The sequence below is a fragment of the Streptomyces sindenensis genome (genome assembly GCF_014649035.1).
In the GTDB taxonomy this organism is placed as follows: domain Bacteria; phylum Actinomycetota; class Actinomycetes; order Streptomycetales; family Streptomycetaceae; genus Streptomyces; species Streptomyces sindenensis.
In genome coordinates this window covers 21,887-41,003 of sequence record NZ_BMSG01000020.1, presented here as the reverse complement: position 1 = coordinate 41,003, position 19,117 = coordinate 21,887, and the positions used below count along the sequence as shown (strand labels likewise).

Here is a 19,117-nt window from a genome sequence, read left to right as displayed (position 1 = left end):
GTGACCGACGCACACACCACCGGCACCCATGGCACCGGGCCGTTCATCGCGGCCATCGACCAGGGCACCACCTCCAGCCGCTGCATCGTCTTCGACAAGGACGGCCGGATCGTCTCCGTCGACCAGAAGGAGCACGAGCAGATCTTCCCTAAGCCGGGCTGGGTCGAGCACGACGCGACCGAGATCTGGGAGAACGTCCAGGAGGTCGTCGCCGGCGCCATCGTCAAGGCCGGCATCACCTCCGCCGACGTCAAGGCGATCGGCATCACCAACCAACGCGAGACCACCCTGCTGTGGGACAAGAACACCGGTGAGCCGGTGCACAACGCGCTGGTCTGGCAGGACACCCGCACCGACGCGCTCTGCAAGGAGCTCGGCCGCAACGTGGGCCAGGACCGGTTCCGCCGCGAGACCGGGCTGCCGCTCGCCTCGTACTTCGCGGGCCCCAAGGTCCGCTGGCTGCTCGACAACGTCGAGGGACTGCGCGAGCGCGCCGAGCGCGGCGACATCCTCTTCGGCACCATGGACTCCTGGGTCATCTGGAACCTCACCGGGGGCACCGACGGCGGCGTCCACGTCACCGACGTCACCAACGCCTCGCGCACCCTCCTGATGAACCTGCACACGATGGCCTGGGACGAGAAGATCCTCTCCTCCATCGGCATCCCGGCCTCGGTGCTCCCCGAGATCCGCTCCTCCGCCGAGGTCTACGGCAACGCCAAGGGCGGCATCCTGGACGGCGTCCCGGTCGCCTCCGCGCTCGGCGACCAGCAGGCGGCGCTGTTCGGCCAGACCTGTTTCGCCGAGGGCGAGGCCAAGTCCACGTACGGCACCGGCACCTTCATGCTGATGAACACCGGTGGCACCCCGGTGAACTCGTACAACGGGCTGCTCACGACCGTCGGTTACCAGATCGGCGACAAGCCCCCGGTGTACGCGCTGGAGGGCTCCATCGCGGTCACCGGTTCGCTGGTGCAGTGGATGCGCGACCAGATGGGCCTGATCAAGTCGGCCGCCGAGATCGAGACGCTGGCCTCCTCGGTCGAGGACAACGGCGGCGCGTACTTCGTGCCCGCCTTCTCCGGACTGTTCGCCCCCTACTGGCGTCCCGACGCCCGTGGCGTCATCGCCGGTCTCACCCGTTACGTCACCAAGGCGCACATCGCCCGTGCCGTCCTGGAGGCCACCGCCTGGCAGACCCGTGAGATCAGCGACGCCATGACGAAGGACTCCGGCGTCGAGCTGACCGCGCTCAAGGTCGACGGCGGCATGACGTCCAACAACCTGCTGATGCAGACGCTCGCCGACTTCCTGGACGCGCCCGTGGTGCGCCCCATGGTCGCCGAGACCACCTGCCTCGGCGCCGCCTACGCCGCCGGTCTGGCCGTCGGCTTCTGGCCGGACACCGACGCGCTGCGCGCCAACTGGCGCCGGGCCGCCGAGTGGACCCCCCGCATGGACGCGGACACCCGTGCCCGTGAGTACAAGAGCTGGCTCAAGGCCGTCGAACGGACCATGGGCTGGATCGAGGACGAAGAAAGCTGACGAGGAGCATCACCATGACCACCCTGCAGAGCGTTCCCGCCCTCGGAACGCACCCGGCCTCCGGCTCGCTGCCGAGCCGCGCCGAAACCCGGGACCAGCTGTCCCGGGCCACGTACGACCTCCTGGTCATCGGCGGCGGCATCCTGGGCATCTCCACCGCCTGGCATGCCGCGCAGTCCGGGCTGCGGGTGGCTCTGGTGGACGCCGGCGACTTCGCCGGCGCCACCTCCTCCGCCTCCTCCAAGCTGCTCCACGGCGGTCTGCGCTACCTCCAGACCGGTGCGGTGAAGCTGGTCGCGGAGAACCACTTCGAACGGCGCGCGGTCTCCCGCGAGGTGGCCCCGCACCTGGCCAACCCGCTCACCTTCTACCTGCCCGTCTACAAGGGCGGCCCGCACGGCGCGGCCAAGCTCGGCGCGGGCGTCTTCGCCTACTCCGCGCTCTCCGCGTTCGGCGACGGCGTCGGCCACGTCATCTCCCCGGCCAAGGCGCAGCGCGACGTCCCCGAGCTGCGGACGGACGACCTGAAGGCGGTCGCGGTCTACCGCGACGACCAGATGAACGACGCCCGCATGGCGCTGATGACGGTCCGCGCGGCGGTCGACGCGGGCGCGGTCGTCCTCAACCACGCGGCCGTCACGGGCCTCCGCTTCACCCGGGGCCGGGTCACCGGCGCCGAGCTGAAGGACAGCACCGACGGCACCGAGTTCGGCGTCGACGCCCGCCTCGTCCTCAACGCCACCGGCCCCTGGGTCGACCACCTGCGGAAGATGGAGGACCCGAACGCGGCCCCCTCCATCCGCCTCTCCAAGGGCGCGCACCTGGTCCTCAAGCGGACCCGGCCGTGGCGGGCGGCGCTGGCCACCCCGATCGACAAGTACCGCATCACGTTCGCGCTGCCGTGGGAGGACATGCTGCTCCTCGGCACGACGGACGAGGAGTACGAGGGCGATCCGGCGGACGTCTCGGTGACCGAGGCGGACACCGCGCAGATCCTCGACGAGGCGGCGTTCTCGATCAAGGACCAGCAGCTCTCGCGCGATCTGATCACCTACTCGTTCGCCGGTCTGCGGGTACTGCCCGGCGGTCCGGGTGACACCTCCAAGGCCAAGCGCGAGACGGTCGTCACCGAGGGCCGCGGCGGGATGCTGTCGGTCGCGGGCGGCAAGTGGACGACCTTCCGCCACATCGGCCGTACGGTCATGAACAAGCTGGCCGCCCTGCCCGGGCACCCGCTGGCCGAGGACATGGAACCGATGAACCGGCTGCCGCGGAAGCTGCCGCTGCCCGGTATCGCCAACCCGAACGCGGTCGCGCACCGGCTGCTGATCGACGGCCCGGCCCCCGGCCCGCGCATGGCGCCGGATACCGCCCGGCACCTGGCCACGCACTACGGCTCGCTCGCCTTCGACATCGCCCGGCTGGCGAACGAGAACCCGGAGCTGGCCGAGCGCGTCCACCCGGACGCCCCGGAGATCTGGGCGCAGGTCGCCTACGCCCGGGACCACGAGTGGGCCGAGACGGCGGACGACGTGCTGCGCCGCCGGACCACGCTGACGATCCGGGGCCTGGCGACGGACGGCGTCCGCGAGGGCGTCGAGAAGCTGCTGGCCGAGCGGGACTGATCCACCGGTCCACCCCCCACGGGTACGGGAACGGGGGCGGCTTCCGCACGGGAGCCGCCCCCGTTCCCGTACCCCCGGCGCACCGGCCGGGCGGCACAGTCCCGCCACACACCGGCAACACCCCACAGGGGCAGTGGAGTTCATGCGTCCGCCACCGCGAGGGGTCCGCGGCGTACGGGCACGATCCGGCGGACGCGAGGGCGCGGCGTCCGGCGCCGGCCTCGCTCCGGGAGTGATCGAACACTGTTCACCCGGCCGTGCAAGAGGGCTGCGGCCGGGGGCCCGGAAAGCCGTAAGGTTGCTCCGTACGTATGGAGACATCGGAAGGAGGCCCGGGTGATCGAGCTCGAGTCGGTGCCCGAGCTGGTCGACCCGGTCATGGTGGCCGCGTTCGAAGGCTGGAACGACGCCGGGGACGCCGCCTCCACAGCGGTCGGTCATCTGGACCGGGAGTGGAAGGGCGAGGTGTTCGCGGCGCTGGACGCCGAGGACTACTACGACTTCCAGGTCAACCGGCCCACGGTGTGGCTGGACGGCAACACGCGGAAGATCACCTGGCCGACGACGCGCCTGTCCGTGGTGCGGGTCGGCGGCGACAAGCCCCGCGACCTGGTCCTCGTGCGCGGAATCGAACCGTCCATGCGCTGGCGGTCGTTCTGCAACGAGATCCTCGGCTTCGCCCATGAGCTGGGCGTCGAAATGGTCGTCATCCTGGGCGCGTTGCTCGGCGACACCCCGCACACCCGGCCGGTGCCGGTGAGCGGGGTCACCTCCGACGCGGACCTGGCGCGGACGATGGACCTGGAGGAGACGCGGTACGAGGGCCCCACGGGCATCGTCGGGGTCCTCCAGGAGGCGTGCACGCACGCCGGGGTGCCCGCGGTCAGCCTGTGGGCGGCGGTCCCGCACTATGTGTCGCAGCCGCCGAACCCGAAGGCGACCCTGGCCCTGCTGAACCGTCTGGAGGACCTGATCGGGCTGCGCATCCCGCTGGGCGAACTGCCCGAGGACGCGCGGGCCTGGCAGCTCGGGGTGGACCAGCTGGCCTCGGAGGACAGCGAGGTCGCGGAGTACGTGCAGACGCTGGAGGAGGCGCGGGACACCGCGGAGCTGCCCGAGGCGTCCGGCGAGGCCATCGCCCGGGAGTTCGAGCGGTATCTGCGGCGGCGGGACGGTGGTCCCGGGCAGGGGCCGGGCGGCCATGCCACGGAGACCGGGGACGTCTCCTATCTGCGCGACCCCTCCAGCGGGCGCACCCGCCCGCCGAAGCCGCCGCGCCCGGAGACGGGACGCGGGAAGGCCTCCGACGACAAGGGCGCGAAGGGCACCGACGGTGACGAAGGCACCGGCGACAGCCGTCCCGAGGAGGACGGCGAGGGCTGAGGGCCCGTACCGGTGAGGAACGGCAGGGGCGCCGCACGGGAGTCGATCCCGTGCGGCGCCCCTGTTCGCACGCCCCGGTACGGGCTCAGGCGCAGTGGAACTTCGCCGCCGCCCAGTCGCCGTGGTCCCCCGTCTTGGACCCGTTGGTGTCGGTGACCTTCAGCCGCACGTGACGTACGCCGTCGAGCTTCACGTCCACCGGTACGGTCGCAGAGGCGCCCGTCAGCTTCGGCGAGGTCCACAGCACCTTGCCGTCGCCTTCCACGGAAAACGCGACCTCTCCGTAGCCGTTGATCTCGTCGTCGATCCCGACGTCGGCGGTGAACGCGGTGCAGCGGCCGCCGAGATGGAGGGCGATGTCGGAGTCGGCGTGGGTGCCGATGCCCTTCTCGTACGTCTTTCCCGCGAGCGTCAGCGTGTTGCCGTCGCTCGCGCCCGACTCGCCGTTGGAACGGTCCCGTTCGGCGGGGCCGTAGCCGTTGGTCCCGGAGAGCCAGACCAGGTCGCTCGCCCAGGCCTCGCCCTCGGGTGCCGGGGGCAGTACGGAGACGGCGAGCCTCTGCTGGCTCGTGCGGGCCTCGCCGGCGGTCCGGTAGCGGGCCAGCGCGGTGAGCCGGGTCTCGCGCACCTCGGCGTCCTTCGCCGGGGTGAGCGCCACCTCGACCCGGCGGGTGGCGCCCGCCGGGATGCGGCCCGGGACCTTCGCGGTGGAGGTCTGCCAGCCCTCGGGGGCCTGGAGGGTGACCGTGGTGTCGGTGAGGTCGGACCGGCCCGCGGTCACGTCGACCTGGACCGTGCCGGGCGTGCCCGCTCCGGCCTCCTGGCCGGCGGGGGCGGTGAGGGAGGCGGCGGCCGAGGCCTTCCTGCCGCCAACCGCGCTGGTGCCCAGCAGTTTCACCGTGAACGTCTCCGCGGTGCTCAGGGGCGCGGTCTTCACGTGCACCACGCCGCCCCGGTCGTCACGGTCGTACCACCAGCCCTGGCGGGCCCGGTCGTACGCGGCCTTCGAGGTCAGTTCGGGCAGCGTCCGGTCCAGCTTCACCGCGCGCGGTGCGGAGCCGGTGTGGACGGTGAACTCGTAGGGTCGGGCGGTCTGTTTGCCGGTGAAGCTGCCCCGGCTCTCGTTGATCGTGACCGAGACGTCGCCCGAGCCGTGCTCCGGGGCCCGCACGTCGGCGCGCTGGGTGGCGTACTTCCCGTCACGGTGCTGCCGGGTGACGCCGTCGTCCTCGTACAGGGTGAAGGAGGTGTTCCCCTGCGGGTAGACGTCCCAGGCCAGCGGGGAGTCGGCGGTGCGGTCGCGGTACGAGCGGATGCCCGGCCACATCGGGACGGCCGCGCCCGCCTTCACGAAGAGCGGCAGGGTGTCGAGCGGGGCGCTGTAGGTGTCGATGGTGGTGGGGCCCTCGTAGGTGCGGCCGCTCCAGTAGTCGATCCAGGTGCCCTTGGGGAGGTAGATGTCCTTGCGCTCGGTGGTGTCCTGGTAGACGGGCGCCACGAGGAAGTGCTCGCCGGAGAGGAACTCGTACTTCGCGGCCTCCGTCGACGCCTTCGGGTCGTCGGGGTATTCGAGGACCAGCGGGCGGACCATGCCGACACCGGTCCGGGTGGCCTCGTGGGCGTAGCTGTACTGGTAGGGCAGCAGCGACTCCTTGAGCTTGAGGTAGTCGCGGTTGACGGAGGTGTACGGCTCCCCGTGGCGGAAGGGCTGCTTGTCCGTGGCGGCCCAGCCGTCCATGGTCATCGTGGTGCCGAGGAACATCTTCCACTGGAGGTCGCGGGTGTACGTCTTGGCGCTGCCGCCGAAGATCCCGTCGATGTCACCGGTGGTGTAGGCGAGTCCGGACATGGTGGCGCCCGCGTAGGTGGGGATCTGCCAGCGGATGTACTCCCAGGTGCCGGACTGGTCGCCGGACCACTGGACCCCGCAGCGCTGGGCGCCCGCCCAGCTCTCGGGGGCCCAGGTGAAGCCGCGGGCGTCGCTGTGGTCCTCGATGCCCTGGTAGGCGTCCTTGCAGGCGTCGAGGGCGAACTTGTAGCCGGGGCCGACCCAGGCGACGTCCAGCTTGGCGACCCGCTGGCCGGCCTTGACCTGGGCTTCCAGGTTCTCGATGCCGTCCTCGGTCCACAGGCCCAGCTCCATGTTGCGGTCCTTCAGCCCCTGGGCGGTCTCCTCCAGGTCCTCGTAGCCGCAGCCGTAGCCGTCGTTGACGAGCATCCAGCCGTTGGGCATGTCGTTCTCGACGTATCCGTCGGCGACCTTCAGCGAGTCCAGGGTGCGGCGCTCGCCCCGGTTGGCGTTGTGGAGGTAGCAGTCGGCGTCGCCGATCTCCATGCCGTAGACGGGCGGCAGGAACGGCTTCCCGGTGAGGTCGGTGTACTGCCCGATGACGTCCTTGGCGGCGTCGGCCCCCTCGCCCGCGAAGTAGTAGGCGTCGAAACGCCGTTCCTTCGCACTGGTCGTCACCGGGTCGGTGAACGTGTAGGTGTTGGGGGCGTAGGTGTTGCGGAAGACGCCGTAGCCGGCCGACGAGAGGTAGAACGGCACGGAGTTGGGGTGGCCGCCGTCGTCCCAGTCGTAGTCGACGGCGACCTCGACGGTCCTGTCGCGGTGGGTGGTGTTGCCGCGGCCGTTCTGCATCCCGGCCCCGTAGAACTGTTCCTTCGCGCCCCGGGCCAGCGTCTGGACGGTCTTCTCGCCGGTCCAGCTCAGGCCCTTCGTCTCGGACCAGATCCGGCTGCCGTCGGCCCGGTGGAGGGCGAAGCGCAGCGGCTTCTTGTAGGCCCGCAGGGTGACCTCGCCCGTCGACAGCTCGTAGCGGTCGCCGCGCTCCTTCCAGCGGGTGCGGGGCGGTTCGCCCTGCGGGAGGACGATGTCGTCGCCGGTGGGGTCGGTGAACTTCCCGTCCGGGGCGAGCTCGATGCGGAAGGTCTCGTCCGAGACGAAGCTGACCCGGGCCTCGGCCTGACCGGCGGTCAGCCGGTAGACCGCCCCGTCCGCGCGGAAGCCGGTCACGTCCCCCACGGTGGTGGTCTCCGTGGTCTCCGCGGTCTCCGTGGTCCCCGGCGGGGCCTCGTCGGCGTGGGCCCCGCCGGGTCCCGTGACAACCGCGAACAGTCCGAGCAGCGCAGCAACCGCTGCCGCCCTCATGCGCGTTGATGTTTGCATAGAGAGCTTTTAGCGCAACTTCGAGCACATGACCATGGACAAAAAGGAACCGGCCGCGAACTTCGTAGAGAAGTCCGAGGCCGGTTCGAGCCATCGGGCGGGCGGGGAATCCGCCTACGGCAGGCCCTACAGCGCGACCCCCAGCAGGGCGTCGACCGTACGCGAGACGAGGCCGGGCGCGCCCTCGTCGGTGCCGCCCTCCGCGCCCTGGAGCGCGGCCCAGCGGTCCACCGCGGCGAGCGCGGCGGGGCTGTCCAGGTCGTCGGCGAGGGCTTCGCGGACCTCCTCGACCAGGGCGTCGGCGGACGGCCCGTCGGGGCGCGAGACGGCGGCCCGCCAGCGCGCGAGGCGCTCGACGGCGTCGGCCAGCACCTGGTCCGTCCACTCCCAGTCGGAGCGGTAGTGGCGGGAGAGCAGCGCGAGCCGGATGGCCGCCGGGTCCACGCCGTCGCGGCGCAGCGCCGAGACGAAGACCAGGTTGCCGCGCGACTTGGACATCTTCTCGCCGTCCAGGCCGACCATGCCCGCGTGGACGTAGGCCCGGGCGAAGGGGTGCTCGCCGGTCAGCGCCTGGGCGTGCGAGGCGCCCATCTCGTGGTGCGGGAAGGCGAGGTCGGAGCCGCCGCCCTGGACGTCGAAGCCCATGCCGAGGTGGTCCAGCGCGATGGCGACGCACTCGATGTGCCAGCCCGGGCGTCCCTCGCCCAGGGAGGCCCCGTCCCAGCTCGGCTCACCCGGGCGGGCGGCCATCCAGAGCATCGGGTCCAGGGGGTTCTTCTTTCCGGGGCGCTCCGGGTCGCCGCCGCGCTCGGCGGAGAGCAGGCGCATCGCCTCGGCGTCGAGGCCGGAGACCTCGCCGAAGTGCGGGTCGACGTCGACGGAGAAGTAGATGTCGCCGTCCAGGTCGTAGGCGGCGCCCGCATCCCGGAGGCGTTCGACGAGGGGCACGATGCCGGGTATGGCCTCGACCGCTCCGATGTAGTGCCGCGGGGGCAGCATCCGCAGGGCGGTCATGTCCTCGCGGAAGAGTGCCGTCTCGCGCTCCGCGAGCTCGGTCCAGTCCTGACCGTCGCGCACGGCCCGCTCCAGCAGCGGATCGTCCACGTCGGTCACGTTCTGGACATAGTGAACCTGCCGCTTGGTGTCGAGCCACACGCGCTGAACGAGGTCGAACGCGTTGTAGGTCGCCGCATGACCCATGTGGGTCGCGTCGTACGGCGTGATGCCGCAGACGTAGATGCGGGCGACGGGACCGGGGTCAAGGGTGATCCGTCCGCCGGTCGCGGTGTCGTGGATCCGAAGGTCGCGGCCCTTGCCGGGCAGGGCGGGGACCTCAGAAGCGGGCCAGGCATGCATGCCATGAGCGTAACCGGACGTTGCTTCCGGATACGAACCGGCACCGGAAACCTGTCCGAAGAGGCCCTCTTGCGTGCAACCGCCGACAGGGGATAAGGCGCGGGTCGCCGTCAGGCGCGCGCTACACCGGTGGCCAGGGAATGGGCGGCCACTGGCCGCTCGGCCGCGGGTGCACTCCGCCCTTGAGCAGCCCGTCGACCCGCTCCCGCAGGGCCTCCAGCTCGGCCACCGTGATGAGTTCGGCCATCCGGGTGGCGAGGGCGGTGCCCGGCGCCAGCTCCGCCGCGAGCCGGCCCAGCACCGCCAGGGCCTCCTCGGTCAGCGGTTCGCCCGCCCAGCCCCAGAGCAGGGTCCGCAGCTTGTCGTCGGCGTTGAGGGTGACGCCGTGGTCGATGCCGAAGAGCCGCCCGCCGGGCGCGGGCAGCAGATGGCCGCCCTTGCGGTCGCCGTTGTTGATCACCGCGTCCAGCACCGCGAGCCGCCGCAGCCGGGGGTCGTCCGCGTGCACCAGCAGGGCGGTCTTCCCCTCCCCCACGTCCGCGAAGCCCACGGCTTTCCAGCCGTCGCCCGGCTCCTCGCCCTCGACGAGCGCCAGCAGTTCGGGGACGTCCTCACCGTCCTCGGGACCGTCGATCCAGAGCTGGACCATGCCCTGCCCGTACGGCCCGTCGCGCAGCACGGTCGGCGGCACGAGGTCCCAGCCGGTCGCCCGGGAGATCTCGTACGCGGCGACCTCCCGCTGGGCGAGGGTCCCGTCGGGGAAGTCCCAGAGCGGCTGCTCGCCCGCGACCGGCTTGTAGGCGCAGGTGCGCTCCTCGCCGTCGTGCGCCACCGTGCAGTGCAGCACAGCGTTGGACGCCCCGCCGACCTGGCCGAGGACGGTGAGCGTGCCCTCGGTGAGCAGGGTGAGCAGTCCGGGGTCGGTCAGGCTCCGCGACGGTATCCGTTCTGGCGCGGGCATACGTGTCCTTCCGGATCGAGCGGCAGGCTGCACAGCGGGCACGGCGGGCGGCCGGCGTTGACGACGTCCAGGGCCCGCTTGGCGAAGGCGCGGGCCTGGGCGCCGCTGAGCCGGACGCGGAGCATCGGCGGGCCGTTCTCCTCGTCCTGGAGGAGCTTCTCCTCGGCCTCCGCGAGGTCGTCCTCGGAGTCGGCGTCGAGCTCGACGAGGGCCTGCGCCTCGACGATCATGCGCTGTTCCTCGCCGTCCCAGGCCAGGGCCATGGTGCCGACCCGGAACTCCTCCTCGACGGGCACGTCGAGCGGGGCGGTGTCGGTGACGTCGGTGGGCGCCACGGCGGGCACCGGGGAGTTGCCTCCGGTGCGGCGTACGACCTCGTCGAGCAGTTCGTCGATCCGCTCGGCGAGCGCGGCGACCTGGGTCTTCTCCAGGGCGACGCTGGTGACCCGGCCCTGGGAGGACGCCTGCAGGAAAAACGTACGGCGGCCAGGCAGCCCGACCGTACCGGCCACGAATCGGTCCGGGGGGTCGTAGAGGAACACCTGACGGGACACGTCCTGCTCCCTTGAGCTTCGATGGTGGTTGGGCGGCGCTACGGCGCGTCCACCCTACTGCCCGGAGCGATCACGGCGCGCCCGCGCCGCCCCCGACCGCCGCGTCCGCCGAACCGTCACCGGTGGAGGACGCGGCGGCGTCCGCCCCGACGGCCTGTTCGCGGGGCGCCAGGGAGTCGAGGTCGCCGGTGTCGCCGAGCCGCAGCAGGAAGGGCCGCAGCCGGGTGTAGCGGATCGCGGTGACCGAGCAGGGGTCGACGTGGATGCGCTGGAAGAGGTCCAGGTGCATGCCCAGCGCGTCGGCGACGAGGGACTTGATGATGTCGCCGTGCGAGCACATGACGTACGTGGCGTCCTCACCGTGCTCCGCCTCGACGCGCTCGTTCCAGTCGCGTACGGCGTCGACGGCGCGGCCCTGCATGGCGCGCATGGACTCGCCGCCGGGGAAGGCCGCGGCGGAGGGGTGCTGCTGGACGACCGACATCAGGGGCTCGTCGGCGAGTTCGGCGAGTTTCCGGCCCGACCAGTGGCCGTAGTCGCACTCGCTGATCCGGTCCTCGGTGTGCAGGACCAGCCCCGGGCGTGCGTCCAGGAGCGGCTGGAGCGTCTGCCGGCAGCGCTCCAGGGGGCTGCTGACGGCGAGGACGGGGGCCACGGCGGAGAGCCGGCCGGGGAGGGCGGCGGCCTGTCCGGCGCCGCGTTCGTCGAGGAGGACGCCGGGGGTGCGGCCCGCGAGCACCCCGGCGGTGTTGGCGGTGGAGCGTCCGTGGCGTACGAGGATCAGCGTGGGCATACCCGCCAGGGTACGACCGGGGCGCGTGCGGTCGGGCGGGCCGGGGCGGCAAAGGTGCGGGCCGGCGGGTTCTCGGGGAAGAATGCCCGCCGTGATCGTGGACTGTGCCATCTACCGGGACGGGCGCCGTATCGAACGGCCCGAGGATTTCTCCGAGGCTCTGGACGAGGCCCGGGACGCGCTGGACGCGTTCCTGTGGATCGGGCTGCACGAGCCGACGGAGGCGGAGTTCGATCGCGTCCGGGACGAGTTCGGCCTGCACCCGCTGGCCGTGGAGGACGCGCTGCGGGCGCACCAGCGGCCGAAACTGGAGGTGTACGACGACTCGCTGTTCGTGGTGCTCAAGCCGATCGTCTACGAGCCCGCGAGCGACACGGTCAGCGCCGACGAGCTGATGGTCTTCGTCGGGGACTCGTTCGTGGTCACCGTCCGGCACGGCGAGGGCGCCCCGCTGGCGGCCGTGCGCCAGCGGCTGGAGTCCGAGCCCGAGGTCCTGAAGCACGGCCCGACGGCGGTGCTGTACGCGGTCAGCGACGCGGTCGTGGACCACTACATGGACGTGGCCGGCGAACTCCAGGTCGACCTGGAGGAGCTGGAGACGCAGGTCTTCGCGCCGACCGGCTCGGGCGACTCGAAGAACACCGCCGCCCGGATCTACACCTTCAAGCGGCAGGTGCTGGAGTTCCGCCGGGCCGCCGGGCCGCTGACGGCGCCGATGACCCGGCTCTCGGCCGCGGGCGTCCCGTTCGTCCACGAGCACGCGCAGCCGTTCTTCCGGGACGTGGCCGACCACCTGACCCGCGCCAACGAGCAGGTGGAGGGGTTGGACCGGCTGCTCTCGGACATCCTGTCGGCCCATCTGGCGCAGATGGGCGTGCGGCAGAACGACGACATGCGCAAGATCTCCGCCTGGGCGGCGATGGCCGCCGTCCCGACGATGGTGGCGGGCATCTACGGCATGAACTTCGACCACATGCCGGAGCTGCACTGGCCGTGGACGTACCCGCTGGTGGTCGCGCTGATGGGCCTCACGGTGTACGGGCTGTACCGGCTGTTCAAGCGGCGCGGCTGGCTCTGAGCGGCCAGGACCGGAACCGCCCGGGGCCCGTGCTCTCAGGCGTATTCGTGCTCGGGCACCGCGGGGCTGCCGAGCGCGTTGCGCCGCTCCGGCATCTCCAGGGTCACCATGCGCCGCCAGCCGAGGAGGCGCTCGTAGGCGTACACGGCGTGGATGCCCGCGGCGAGGACGGCGGCCTTGGGGCGGGACCAGCCGAGGATGCGGCCCATGTTGGCCATCACGGCGAGGCTGACGTCGCGGTAGACGCGGATCTCGGCCAGGGCGCACTCGCGCATGATCCGCTGGATGGTGCGGCCGTGTCCCTCGCGCGCCAGGGCGAGCAGTTCCTCGTGGCAGTAGGCGAGGTGGTTGTCCTCGTCGTGGGAGATCATCTTCACCGCGCGGCCGATGTCGGGGTGGTCGGCGAAGTGCCGGCGCAGCAGCTGCATCTGCTCGGACGCGCGCTGCTCGGTGATCCGGCTGTGGGCCAGATAGGTGATGATGTCGCGCTCGGTGAGCCGCTCCTCGCCGCGCAGCCGGGAGTGCGCGAGGCCGATGCCCTGCTGCTCCAGGAGCATCGTGTAGTCGGTCTCCGGGGGGACCTCGACGGGCGGCAGTCCGCGCTTCTTGAGCAGGGCGTTGAAGATCCGGCCGTGCTTGTCCTCGTCGGCGCCGTGCCGGACGATCCGGGGGGCCAGCTCACGGCGGCCCTCCGGGACGAGGGCGGCGATGCGGGCGTTCTCCCAGCCGCCCTGGGCCTCGCCGCTCGCGGCGATGGAACAGAAGAGCCGGTAGGACTCGTCGTTGTCCAGTATCTCCTGGAACAGGGTCTGCGCAGAGAGCATGAGGGCCACCTCCGTACCCGTTTTCCGCGAAGCCCAGGTCCGCGGAGCGGTAGTCCGCAGAACGAGTCAAAGGCGCTACGGGGCAGTCGGCAACCGGAGCGGTCACGCACCGCGCACGTCGGCGGCCGGGCCGCCGACGGCCGGCACCCCGCCGGGGGCGTAACTCCTGGGCGCGTGGCGCGTTGATCCTGCTGACGGCCGTGGCGGGGAAGACCCCCGAGCCCCCACCACGGCCGTAGTGCTGCCCGCGGGCGTCAGGGCCAGTCCGGCCCTGAGCCCGCCGGACACGCCCTACGCGAGTCCGGAGCGCTCCAGGGCGTCCGTGCCGGCCCGCAGGGCGGTGAGCCGCTCCTCAAGGGTGAAGCCGGCCGGGGCGAGGTTGAGCGTGGTGACCCCGGCGGCGGCGTAGGCCTGCATGCGGTCGGCGATCCGCTCGACGGGGCCGAGCAGCGCGGTCTGGTCGATCAGCTGGTGCGGTACGGCGGCGGCGGCCCCGGACTTGTCCCCGTCCAGGTACTTGTCCTGGATCTCGGCGGCCTCCTTCTCGTACCCCATGCGCTGGGCGAGCTGGTTGTAGAAGTTCTGCTTCCGGCTGCCCATCCCCCCGACGTACAGGGCGGTGTACGGGCGGAACATGTCGGCGAGGCCGGTCACGTCGTCGCCGACGGCCAGCGGCAGCGTCGGGCTGACGTCGAAGCCCTCCATGGTCCTGCCCGCCTTCTCGCGGCCAGCGCGCAGCGGCTGGATCGCGGTCTCCTCCAGGTGCTCGGCGGAGGGGAAGATCAGCAGGGCGCCGTCGGCGATCTCACCGGTCTGCTCCAGGTTCTTGGGGCCGATCGCGGCGATGTAGAGCGGGATGTGCTCGCGCTGGGGGTGCACGGTGAGCTTGATCGGCTTGCCCGGGCCGCCGGGGAGCGGCAGCGTCCAGTGCGCGCCCTCGTAACTCACGCGCTCGCGGGTCATCGCCTTGCGGACGATCTCCACGTACTCCCGGGTGCGGGCCAGCGGCTTGTCGAACTTGACGCCGTACCAGCCCTCGGAGACCTGCGGGCCCGAGACGCCGAGGCCGAGCCGGAAGCGGCCGCCGGAGAGCGAGTCGAGGGTGGCGGCGGTCATGGCCGTCATGGTGGGCTGGCGGGCCGGGATCTGCATGATGGCGGAGCCGACGTCGATCGACTCGGTCTGGGCCGCGACCCAGGTCAGCACGGTCGGGGCGTCGGAGCCGTACGCCTCGGCCGCCCAGCAGACGTCGTAGCCGAGCCGGTCGGCCTCCTGCGCGACGGCGAGGTTGTCGCCGTCCATGCCGGCGCCCCAGTAACCGAGATTGATGCCGAGCCGCATAACCGCTCCCCTTACTGATCAGTAACGTCCCTTTCTCCGGACTCTAGCGCGGGCGGCGGCGATCCGGCAGGCCCGGCGGACCTCGGGTTGTCCACAGCCCCTGCACCCCGTGGTGCCATGGCCAGTAATCTCAGCGCCCATGGAGCAGAGGCATCTCGGCCGTACCGGCCTTCGCGTGTCCCGGATCGGGCTCGGCACCCTCACCTGGGGCCGGGACACGGACGAGCACGACGCCGCCGACCAGCTCAAGGCCTTCTGGGACGCGGGCGGCACCCTGGTGGACACCGCCGACGTGTACGGGGGCGGCGAGGCCGAGTACCTGCTCGGGCGGCTCGTGGGCAGCCTGGTCCCGCGCGAGGATCTGGTCATCGCCACGAAGGCCGGAAACGTCCCCGACCCCTACCGCCGCGTCAACGGTTCGCGCGGGCATCTGCTGGCCGCCCTGGACGCGTCCCTGGAACGGCTCGGCACGGACTACGTGGACCTGTGGCAGGTCCACGCCTTCGACCCGGAAACCCCGCTGGAGGAGACCCTCCAGGCGATGGACCTGGCCGTCTCCTCGGGCCGCGTGCGCTACGCGGGCGTGTCGAACTTCTGCGGCTGGCAGCTGGCGAAGGCCGCCACCTGGCAGCTCGCCGCGCCCGGAGTGCGCACGCGGCTGGCCAGTACGCAGATGGAGTACTCGCTGCTCCAGCGGGGCATCGAGCGCGAGGTGCTGCCCGCCGCGCTGGACCTCGGGATCGGGCTGCTGCCGTCCTCCCCGCTGGGGCGCGGCGTGCTCACCGGCAAGTACCGCCAGGGCACCCCCTCCGACTCACGGGGCGGGTCCGAGCGGCTCGCCCCGTTCGTCGAGCCGTATCTCGACGACGCGGCGGCCCGGGTCGTGGACGCGGTGGCGACGGCGGCGGACGGCCTGGCGACGAGCCCGCTCCAGGTGGCGCTCGCCTGGGTCCGGGACCGGCCGGGGGTGGCCGCGCCGATCCTCGGTGCGCGCAACGCCGGGCAGCTCGCGGAGGCTTTGTCGGTGGAGGCGCTTAGTCTTCCCTACGAGATCTGCCAGGCGCTCGACGATGTGTCGGCGCCCGTGCACCGCTATCCCGATCAGGACTGGAGCACGCTGTGACTGCGCTTCCCGGGGAGACCCCCGGCACCGGCGGCACGGACACCCCGCAGGACGCCGTGTCCCCGCCGGACGAGGCCGGGGCCGAGCAGCCCGCGGCGGACGCCGGGGCCGCGGGCGACGGGGCCGAGGCCCCCGACTCCCCGAGCGACGCGGACGAGGCCGCCGACCTCGCGAGCGACGGGGCCGGGACCGGGGCCGCCGATGAGGCCGAGTCCGGGGCTGCCGGCTCCCCGAGCGCTGGGGCCGGGGCAGCCGGCCCCGCGGGCACCGACGCCGACGCCGCGTCTCCCGCCCCCGAGCTCTCCGAGGCGCAGGCCGAGCTGGCCGCCCAGCGCGAGCTGCGGGAGCGCATCGAGCAGCGCAAGGCGGCGAAGGCCGCGCCCATCGCCGCCGGTGCGGGGCTGAGCGGCACGGCCGCCGATCTGCTCGCGGCCGTCCGGGCGGTGGAGAGCGGTGAGAAGGCGGGCTCCGCGTTCTTCGCGTCGCCCGCCCCGGCACAGGCCCCCCGGCCGTCCGCGCCGGCCGCCGCCGCACCGCCGCCCCGGGCCCCCGCGCCGCAGGCCGCCCCCGCCCGCGCCCCGCAGCCGGCCTCGCCGGAGGCCCTGGACGCGGTGCGCGCGGTGCTCGTGGCGGGCGCGGCCCCCGAGGCGCTGGCCCGCCCGGCCGTCGGCGCACTGGGCGAGCAGGCGGCCGAGCTGCTGCGCACCGACCCCTGGCAGTTGCTGGCCGTGCCAGGGGTGCGGCCGGAGCAGGCCGACGGCTTCGCCCGGGCCCTGCTGGGCGCCGACTGCGGCCCGGACGACAGCCGCCGGACGGCGGCCCTGGTCGGCTGGGTGCTGGAACGCGCCGCCCTCCAGGGCCACACCGCGCTGGACGCCGAAGCCGTCCGGGCGGCGCTCGCCGAGCGTGCGGTGAGCGACCCGGACGCGGCGGTGCGCGAGGCCGTCGAGGAAGGCGTCGCGCTGCTCTTCCAGGAGGGGGAGGACGAGGAGCCGGAGGGGGACGGAACGGCGGATGAGGGCGGCCTCGCACCGGACGCCGATACGCCCCGGGAGCCGGTCCGCATCCTGCTGGGCCTCGACCGCTACGCCCTGGCCGAGGAGAGTCTCGCCGACGGCCTGGCCCGGCTGGTCAACGCCTGCGAGAAGGCCGCCGACTGGGCGGAGGCCGCTGCCGCCGCCCCGAGCCCGTCGGCCGCCGAGCTGATCCGTACGACCGCCGCCGCCGGGCTGGTCGCGCACAGCGGCGGTGAGGCCGCACGGGCCGAGCCCGCGGCGCTGATCGCCGCGGCGCGGGGCCTGGGACTGCGGGCCGTCGGCGCGACCCACAGCGAGGACGGGCGGCGGCGGCTCGCGGCGGCCACCGGCGACCCGGACACGGCGGTCACGCTGGCCGGTCTGCTGTCCGGCGCCCAGGGGCCCGGCCGGGACGAGGACGGGGCGCTCGCCCTGGACCTGCTGGTCGTGCTGGACGCCCCGCAGCTGGACGTGGAGGGCGCGGCGGTCCTCGTCGAGGCGCTGGCCGACGGCTCCCGGCTGGTGCTGAGCGGTGACCCGGGCGTGCTGGGCTCGGCCGGCGCCGGGCGGGTGTTCGCCGATGTGCTGGCCGCCCGCACCTGCCCGCAGGTCGTCTCCCGCACCCCGGACCCCGGGCCGATCGGCGAGCTGGTCTCCGGCATCGGCATCGGTGAGCTGAACCAGGTCGACGCGCCGGGCAAGGAGGTGGTGATCGTCCCCGTCCGGGACGCGGGCGAGGCCGTCCACCGCACCGTGCAGCTGGTCGCGGACTCGGTGCCCCGGGCCTTCTCCATCCCCGCCGACGCGACCCAGGTGATCACGGTGGGCCACGGCGGGGCCGCCGGGACCAGGGCGCTGAACGAGGCGCTGAAGCAGCGGCTCAACCCGGGGCCGGGCCGGTTCGGCGGTTTCGACCCGGGCGACCGGGTGGTCCATGTGCCCGCGCCCGGCCGTGCGGTGCCCGGAGTGGTGCGCTCGGCCGACGCCGAGGGGCTGCATCTGGACTGCGGGGGCGTCCCCGTCGTCGTACCGCAGGAACGGGTGGAGTCGTCGGTGCGGCACGGCTGGGCCCTCAGCGCCCACCAGGCGGCCGGGATGCGCTGGCCCGCCGCGGTGGTCGTGCTGCCGGGCGACGCCGCCCAGGGGCTGAGCCGGCCGTGGGTGTACACCGCGTTCGGCCGGGGCGAGCGGCATCTGTCCGTGGTGCACGGGGTGGACCAGGCGCTCCCCCGCGCGGTGGCCGAGGTCCCTGCCCAGGAGCGGACGACGCGGCTGCGCCCGCTGCTGGAGGCGCTCCCGACCCCGGACGCGGCTTCTTAGGAGGCCCACGGCCCGGACGTGACGGTGGGCCCCGGCGCGATGCGCGCCGGGGCCCACCGTCACGTCCGGTGCGGAAAGCGGTGAAGGAGAAGGATCAGGAACCGCTCACCGCCGGACCGGCGAAGTCCTCGTCCGCGTCGTCCTCCTCGTCGAAGACCGCGCTGACGTCGAAACGGCAGACCACCCGTGCGGGGTCGGCGTCCTCGAAGGGGGCGCCGAGCCACTCCCCCGGCTCCGGTGCCGCTTCCCCGGCCGAGACCCAGAGGGTGGAGTCCCCCTCCTCCAGGCCGAACTCCTTGTGCCGGGAGGCGATCTCGTCCGGTTCGTACTCGCCGAAGAGCACACCGAGCGCGGCGTGGACGCTGGTGCCGACGACCGGGGTCGTGTCCTCGGCGCCCGGACCGGCGTCGACGTCGGCGAGGCGCTGGGCCTGGGCGAGGAGGCGCGGTGGCTCCGCGACCACGTAGTCGCGGCGGATCAGGACACTGAGCGCGCTGGGCTCCGCGGGACCGGCGTAGGGCGGCAGGGAGTCGTCCGCGCCGGGGATCTCGAAGGGGGTGACTTCGTCGTAGCGGTCGTAGAGGAGTTCGTCGTAGACCTCGGCGGCAGCGGCCAGGGCGTTGAACGCGTCGTAGACGGCGGGGTCGTCGTCCCCGGTACGGCGTTCGACCGCGTCGAGGTGACGGTCGATCGCGGCTTTGACCGCTTCGGCGGCGGCACGTACCTCGGCAGCGGTGGGCTGCGCAGCATCAGACATAGTGCAGACGCTATCCGTAGCGGGGCTCTGCCCGCACAATAGATGCGATGCCGGAATACGAATTCATCGACGTGTACGTGCCGCGCGGGGTCTCCCGCAAGGATGCGGCCCGACTCCTGACCGACCACGCCGAGTACGGACACTGGGAGCTGGACCGCCTGACGCTCCGCAGGGACGGCAGCCGCAGGGTGCGGCTGCGTCGACGGATCATCCGTCAGCTGCGGGCGACCTGGTGACACGGAGCGGGCCCCGCGGTGGCGGGGCCCGCTCTC

15 protein-coding genes are annotated in these 19,117 nt (G+C 72.8%); 7 read left to right on the top strand and 8 right to left on the bottom strand.

From position 1 onward, the window contains the following. The 3 genes from glpK (at position 1) to IE145_RS21395 (ending at position 4,553) form a co-directional block, all read left to right on the top strand. Entirely contained in the window at positions 1-1,545 is a 1,545-nt protein-coding gene (glpK, locus tag IE145_RS21405) for a glycerol kinase GlpK (protein ID WP_189527083.1), read from the top strand. A gap of 14 nt (positions 1,546-1,559) precedes the next feature. Then, on the top strand, positions 1,560-3,170 hold the full coding sequence (locus IE145_RS21400) for a glycerol-3-phosphate dehydrogenase/oxidase (RefSeq protein ID WP_069738780.1): 1,611 nt from the start codon (positions 1,560-1,562) through the stop codon (positions 3,168-3,170). Between the two features lie 336 nt (positions 3,171-3,506). Continuing rightward, the gene (locus IE145_RS21395) at positions 3,507-4,553 is read left to right on the top strand and encodes a PAC2 family protein (RefSeq protein ID WP_189527082.1); all 1,047 of its coding nucleotides are present in this window, start codon (positions 3,507-3,509) and stop codon (positions 4,551-4,553) included. Positions 4,554-4,638: 85 nt separating this feature from the next. Here the strand turns inward: IE145_RS21395 and IE145_RS21390 are convergent, their stop codons facing one another. The 5 genes from IE145_RS21390 to IE145_RS21370 form a co-directional block, all read right to left on the bottom strand. Next, positions 4,639-7,722 (bottom strand): NPCBM/NEW2 domain-containing protein, encoded by a 3,084-nt coding sequence (locus IE145_RS21390; protein WP_189527081.1) that lies wholly within the window; start codon positions 7,720-7,722, stop codon positions 4,639-4,641. Between the two features lie 126 nt (positions 7,723-7,848). Beyond that, positions 7,849-9,078, bottom strand: a complete 1,230-nt coding sequence (gene mshC / locus IE145_RS21385) for a cysteine--1-D-myo-inosityl 2-amino-2-deoxy-alpha-D-glucopyranoside ligase (RefSeq protein WP_189527080.1) — start codon at positions 9,076-9,078, stop codon at positions 7,849-7,851. 121 nt (positions 9,079-9,199) lie between these two features. Continuing rightward, positions 9,200-10,039 carry an SCO1664 family protein gene (locus tag IE145_RS21380; RefSeq protein WP_189527079.1) on the bottom strand — a complete coding sequence of 280 codons (840 nt, stop codon included), beginning with the start codon at positions 10,037-10,039 and terminating at the stop codon, positions 9,200-9,202. Then, positions 10,003-10,593 (bottom strand): DUF3090 domain-containing protein, encoded by a 591-nt coding sequence (locus IE145_RS21375; protein ID WP_030114163.1) that lies wholly within the window; start codon positions 10,591-10,593, stop codon positions 10,003-10,005. The genes IE145_RS21380 and IE145_RS21375 overlap by 37 nt, the downstream gene beginning before the upstream one ends. Before the next feature lie 70 nt (positions 10,594-10,663). After that, positions 10,664-11,386 (bottom strand): histidine phosphatase family protein, encoded by a 723-nt coding sequence (locus tag IE145_RS21370; RefSeq protein WP_189527078.1) that lies wholly within the window; start codon positions 11,384-11,386, stop codon positions 10,664-10,666. Between the two features lie 82 nt (positions 11,387-11,468). Between IE145_RS21370 and corA the strand changes: the two genes are divergently transcribed. Continuing rightward, positions 11,469-12,464: a magnesium/cobalt transporter CorA gene (gene corA, locus IE145_RS21365; protein ID WP_189527077.1), complete on the top strand. Its 996-nt coding sequence runs from the start codon at positions 11,469-11,471 to the stop codon at positions 12,462-12,464. A gap of 35 nt (positions 12,465-12,499) precedes the next feature. Here the strand turns inward: corA and IE145_RS21360 are convergent, their stop codons facing one another. Continuing rightward, positions 12,500-13,288, bottom strand: a complete 789-nt coding sequence (locus IE145_RS21360; protein WP_189527076.1) for a ferritin-like domain-containing protein — start codon at positions 13,286-13,288, stop codon at positions 12,500-12,502. 291 nt (positions 13,289-13,579) lie between these two features. After that, a complete protein-coding gene (locus IE145_RS21355; RefSeq protein ID WP_189527075.1) occupies positions 13,580-14,629 on the bottom strand; it encodes an LLM class F420-dependent oxidoreductase in 1,050 nt (349 codons plus the stop codon). Positions 14,630-14,768: 139 nt separating this feature from the next. Here IE145_RS21355 and IE145_RS21350 point away from each other — a divergent pair, with 139 nt between their 5' ends. Both IE145_RS21350 and IE145_RS21345 read left to right on the top strand, forming a co-directional pair. After that, a complete protein-coding gene (locus IE145_RS21350) occupies positions 14,769-15,752 on the top strand; it encodes an aldo/keto reductase (RefSeq protein WP_189527074.1) in 984 nt (327 codons plus the stop codon). Then, entirely contained in the window at positions 15,749-18,088 is a 2,340-nt protein-coding gene (locus IE145_RS21345) for a helix-hairpin-helix domain-containing protein (RefSeq protein WP_189527073.1), read from the top strand. The genes IE145_RS21350 and IE145_RS21345 overlap by 4 nt, the downstream gene beginning before the upstream one ends. 94 nt (positions 18,089-18,182) lie before the next feature. Here IE145_RS21345 and IE145_RS21340 read toward each other — a convergent pair whose 3' ends face one another. Then, a complete protein-coding gene (locus tag IE145_RS21340) occupies positions 18,183-18,845 on the bottom strand; it encodes a hypothetical protein (protein ID WP_189527072.1) in 663 nt (220 codons plus the stop codon). A gap of 47 nt (positions 18,846-18,892) precedes the next feature. Between IE145_RS21340 and IE145_RS21335 the strand changes: the two genes are divergently transcribed. Then, on the top strand, positions 18,893-19,081 hold the full coding sequence (locus IE145_RS21335; RefSeq protein WP_006123409.1) for a DUF5703 family protein: 189 nt from the start codon (positions 18,893-18,895) through the stop codon (positions 19,079-19,081). The last annotated feature ends 36 nt before the right edge of the window (positions 19,082-19,117 follow it).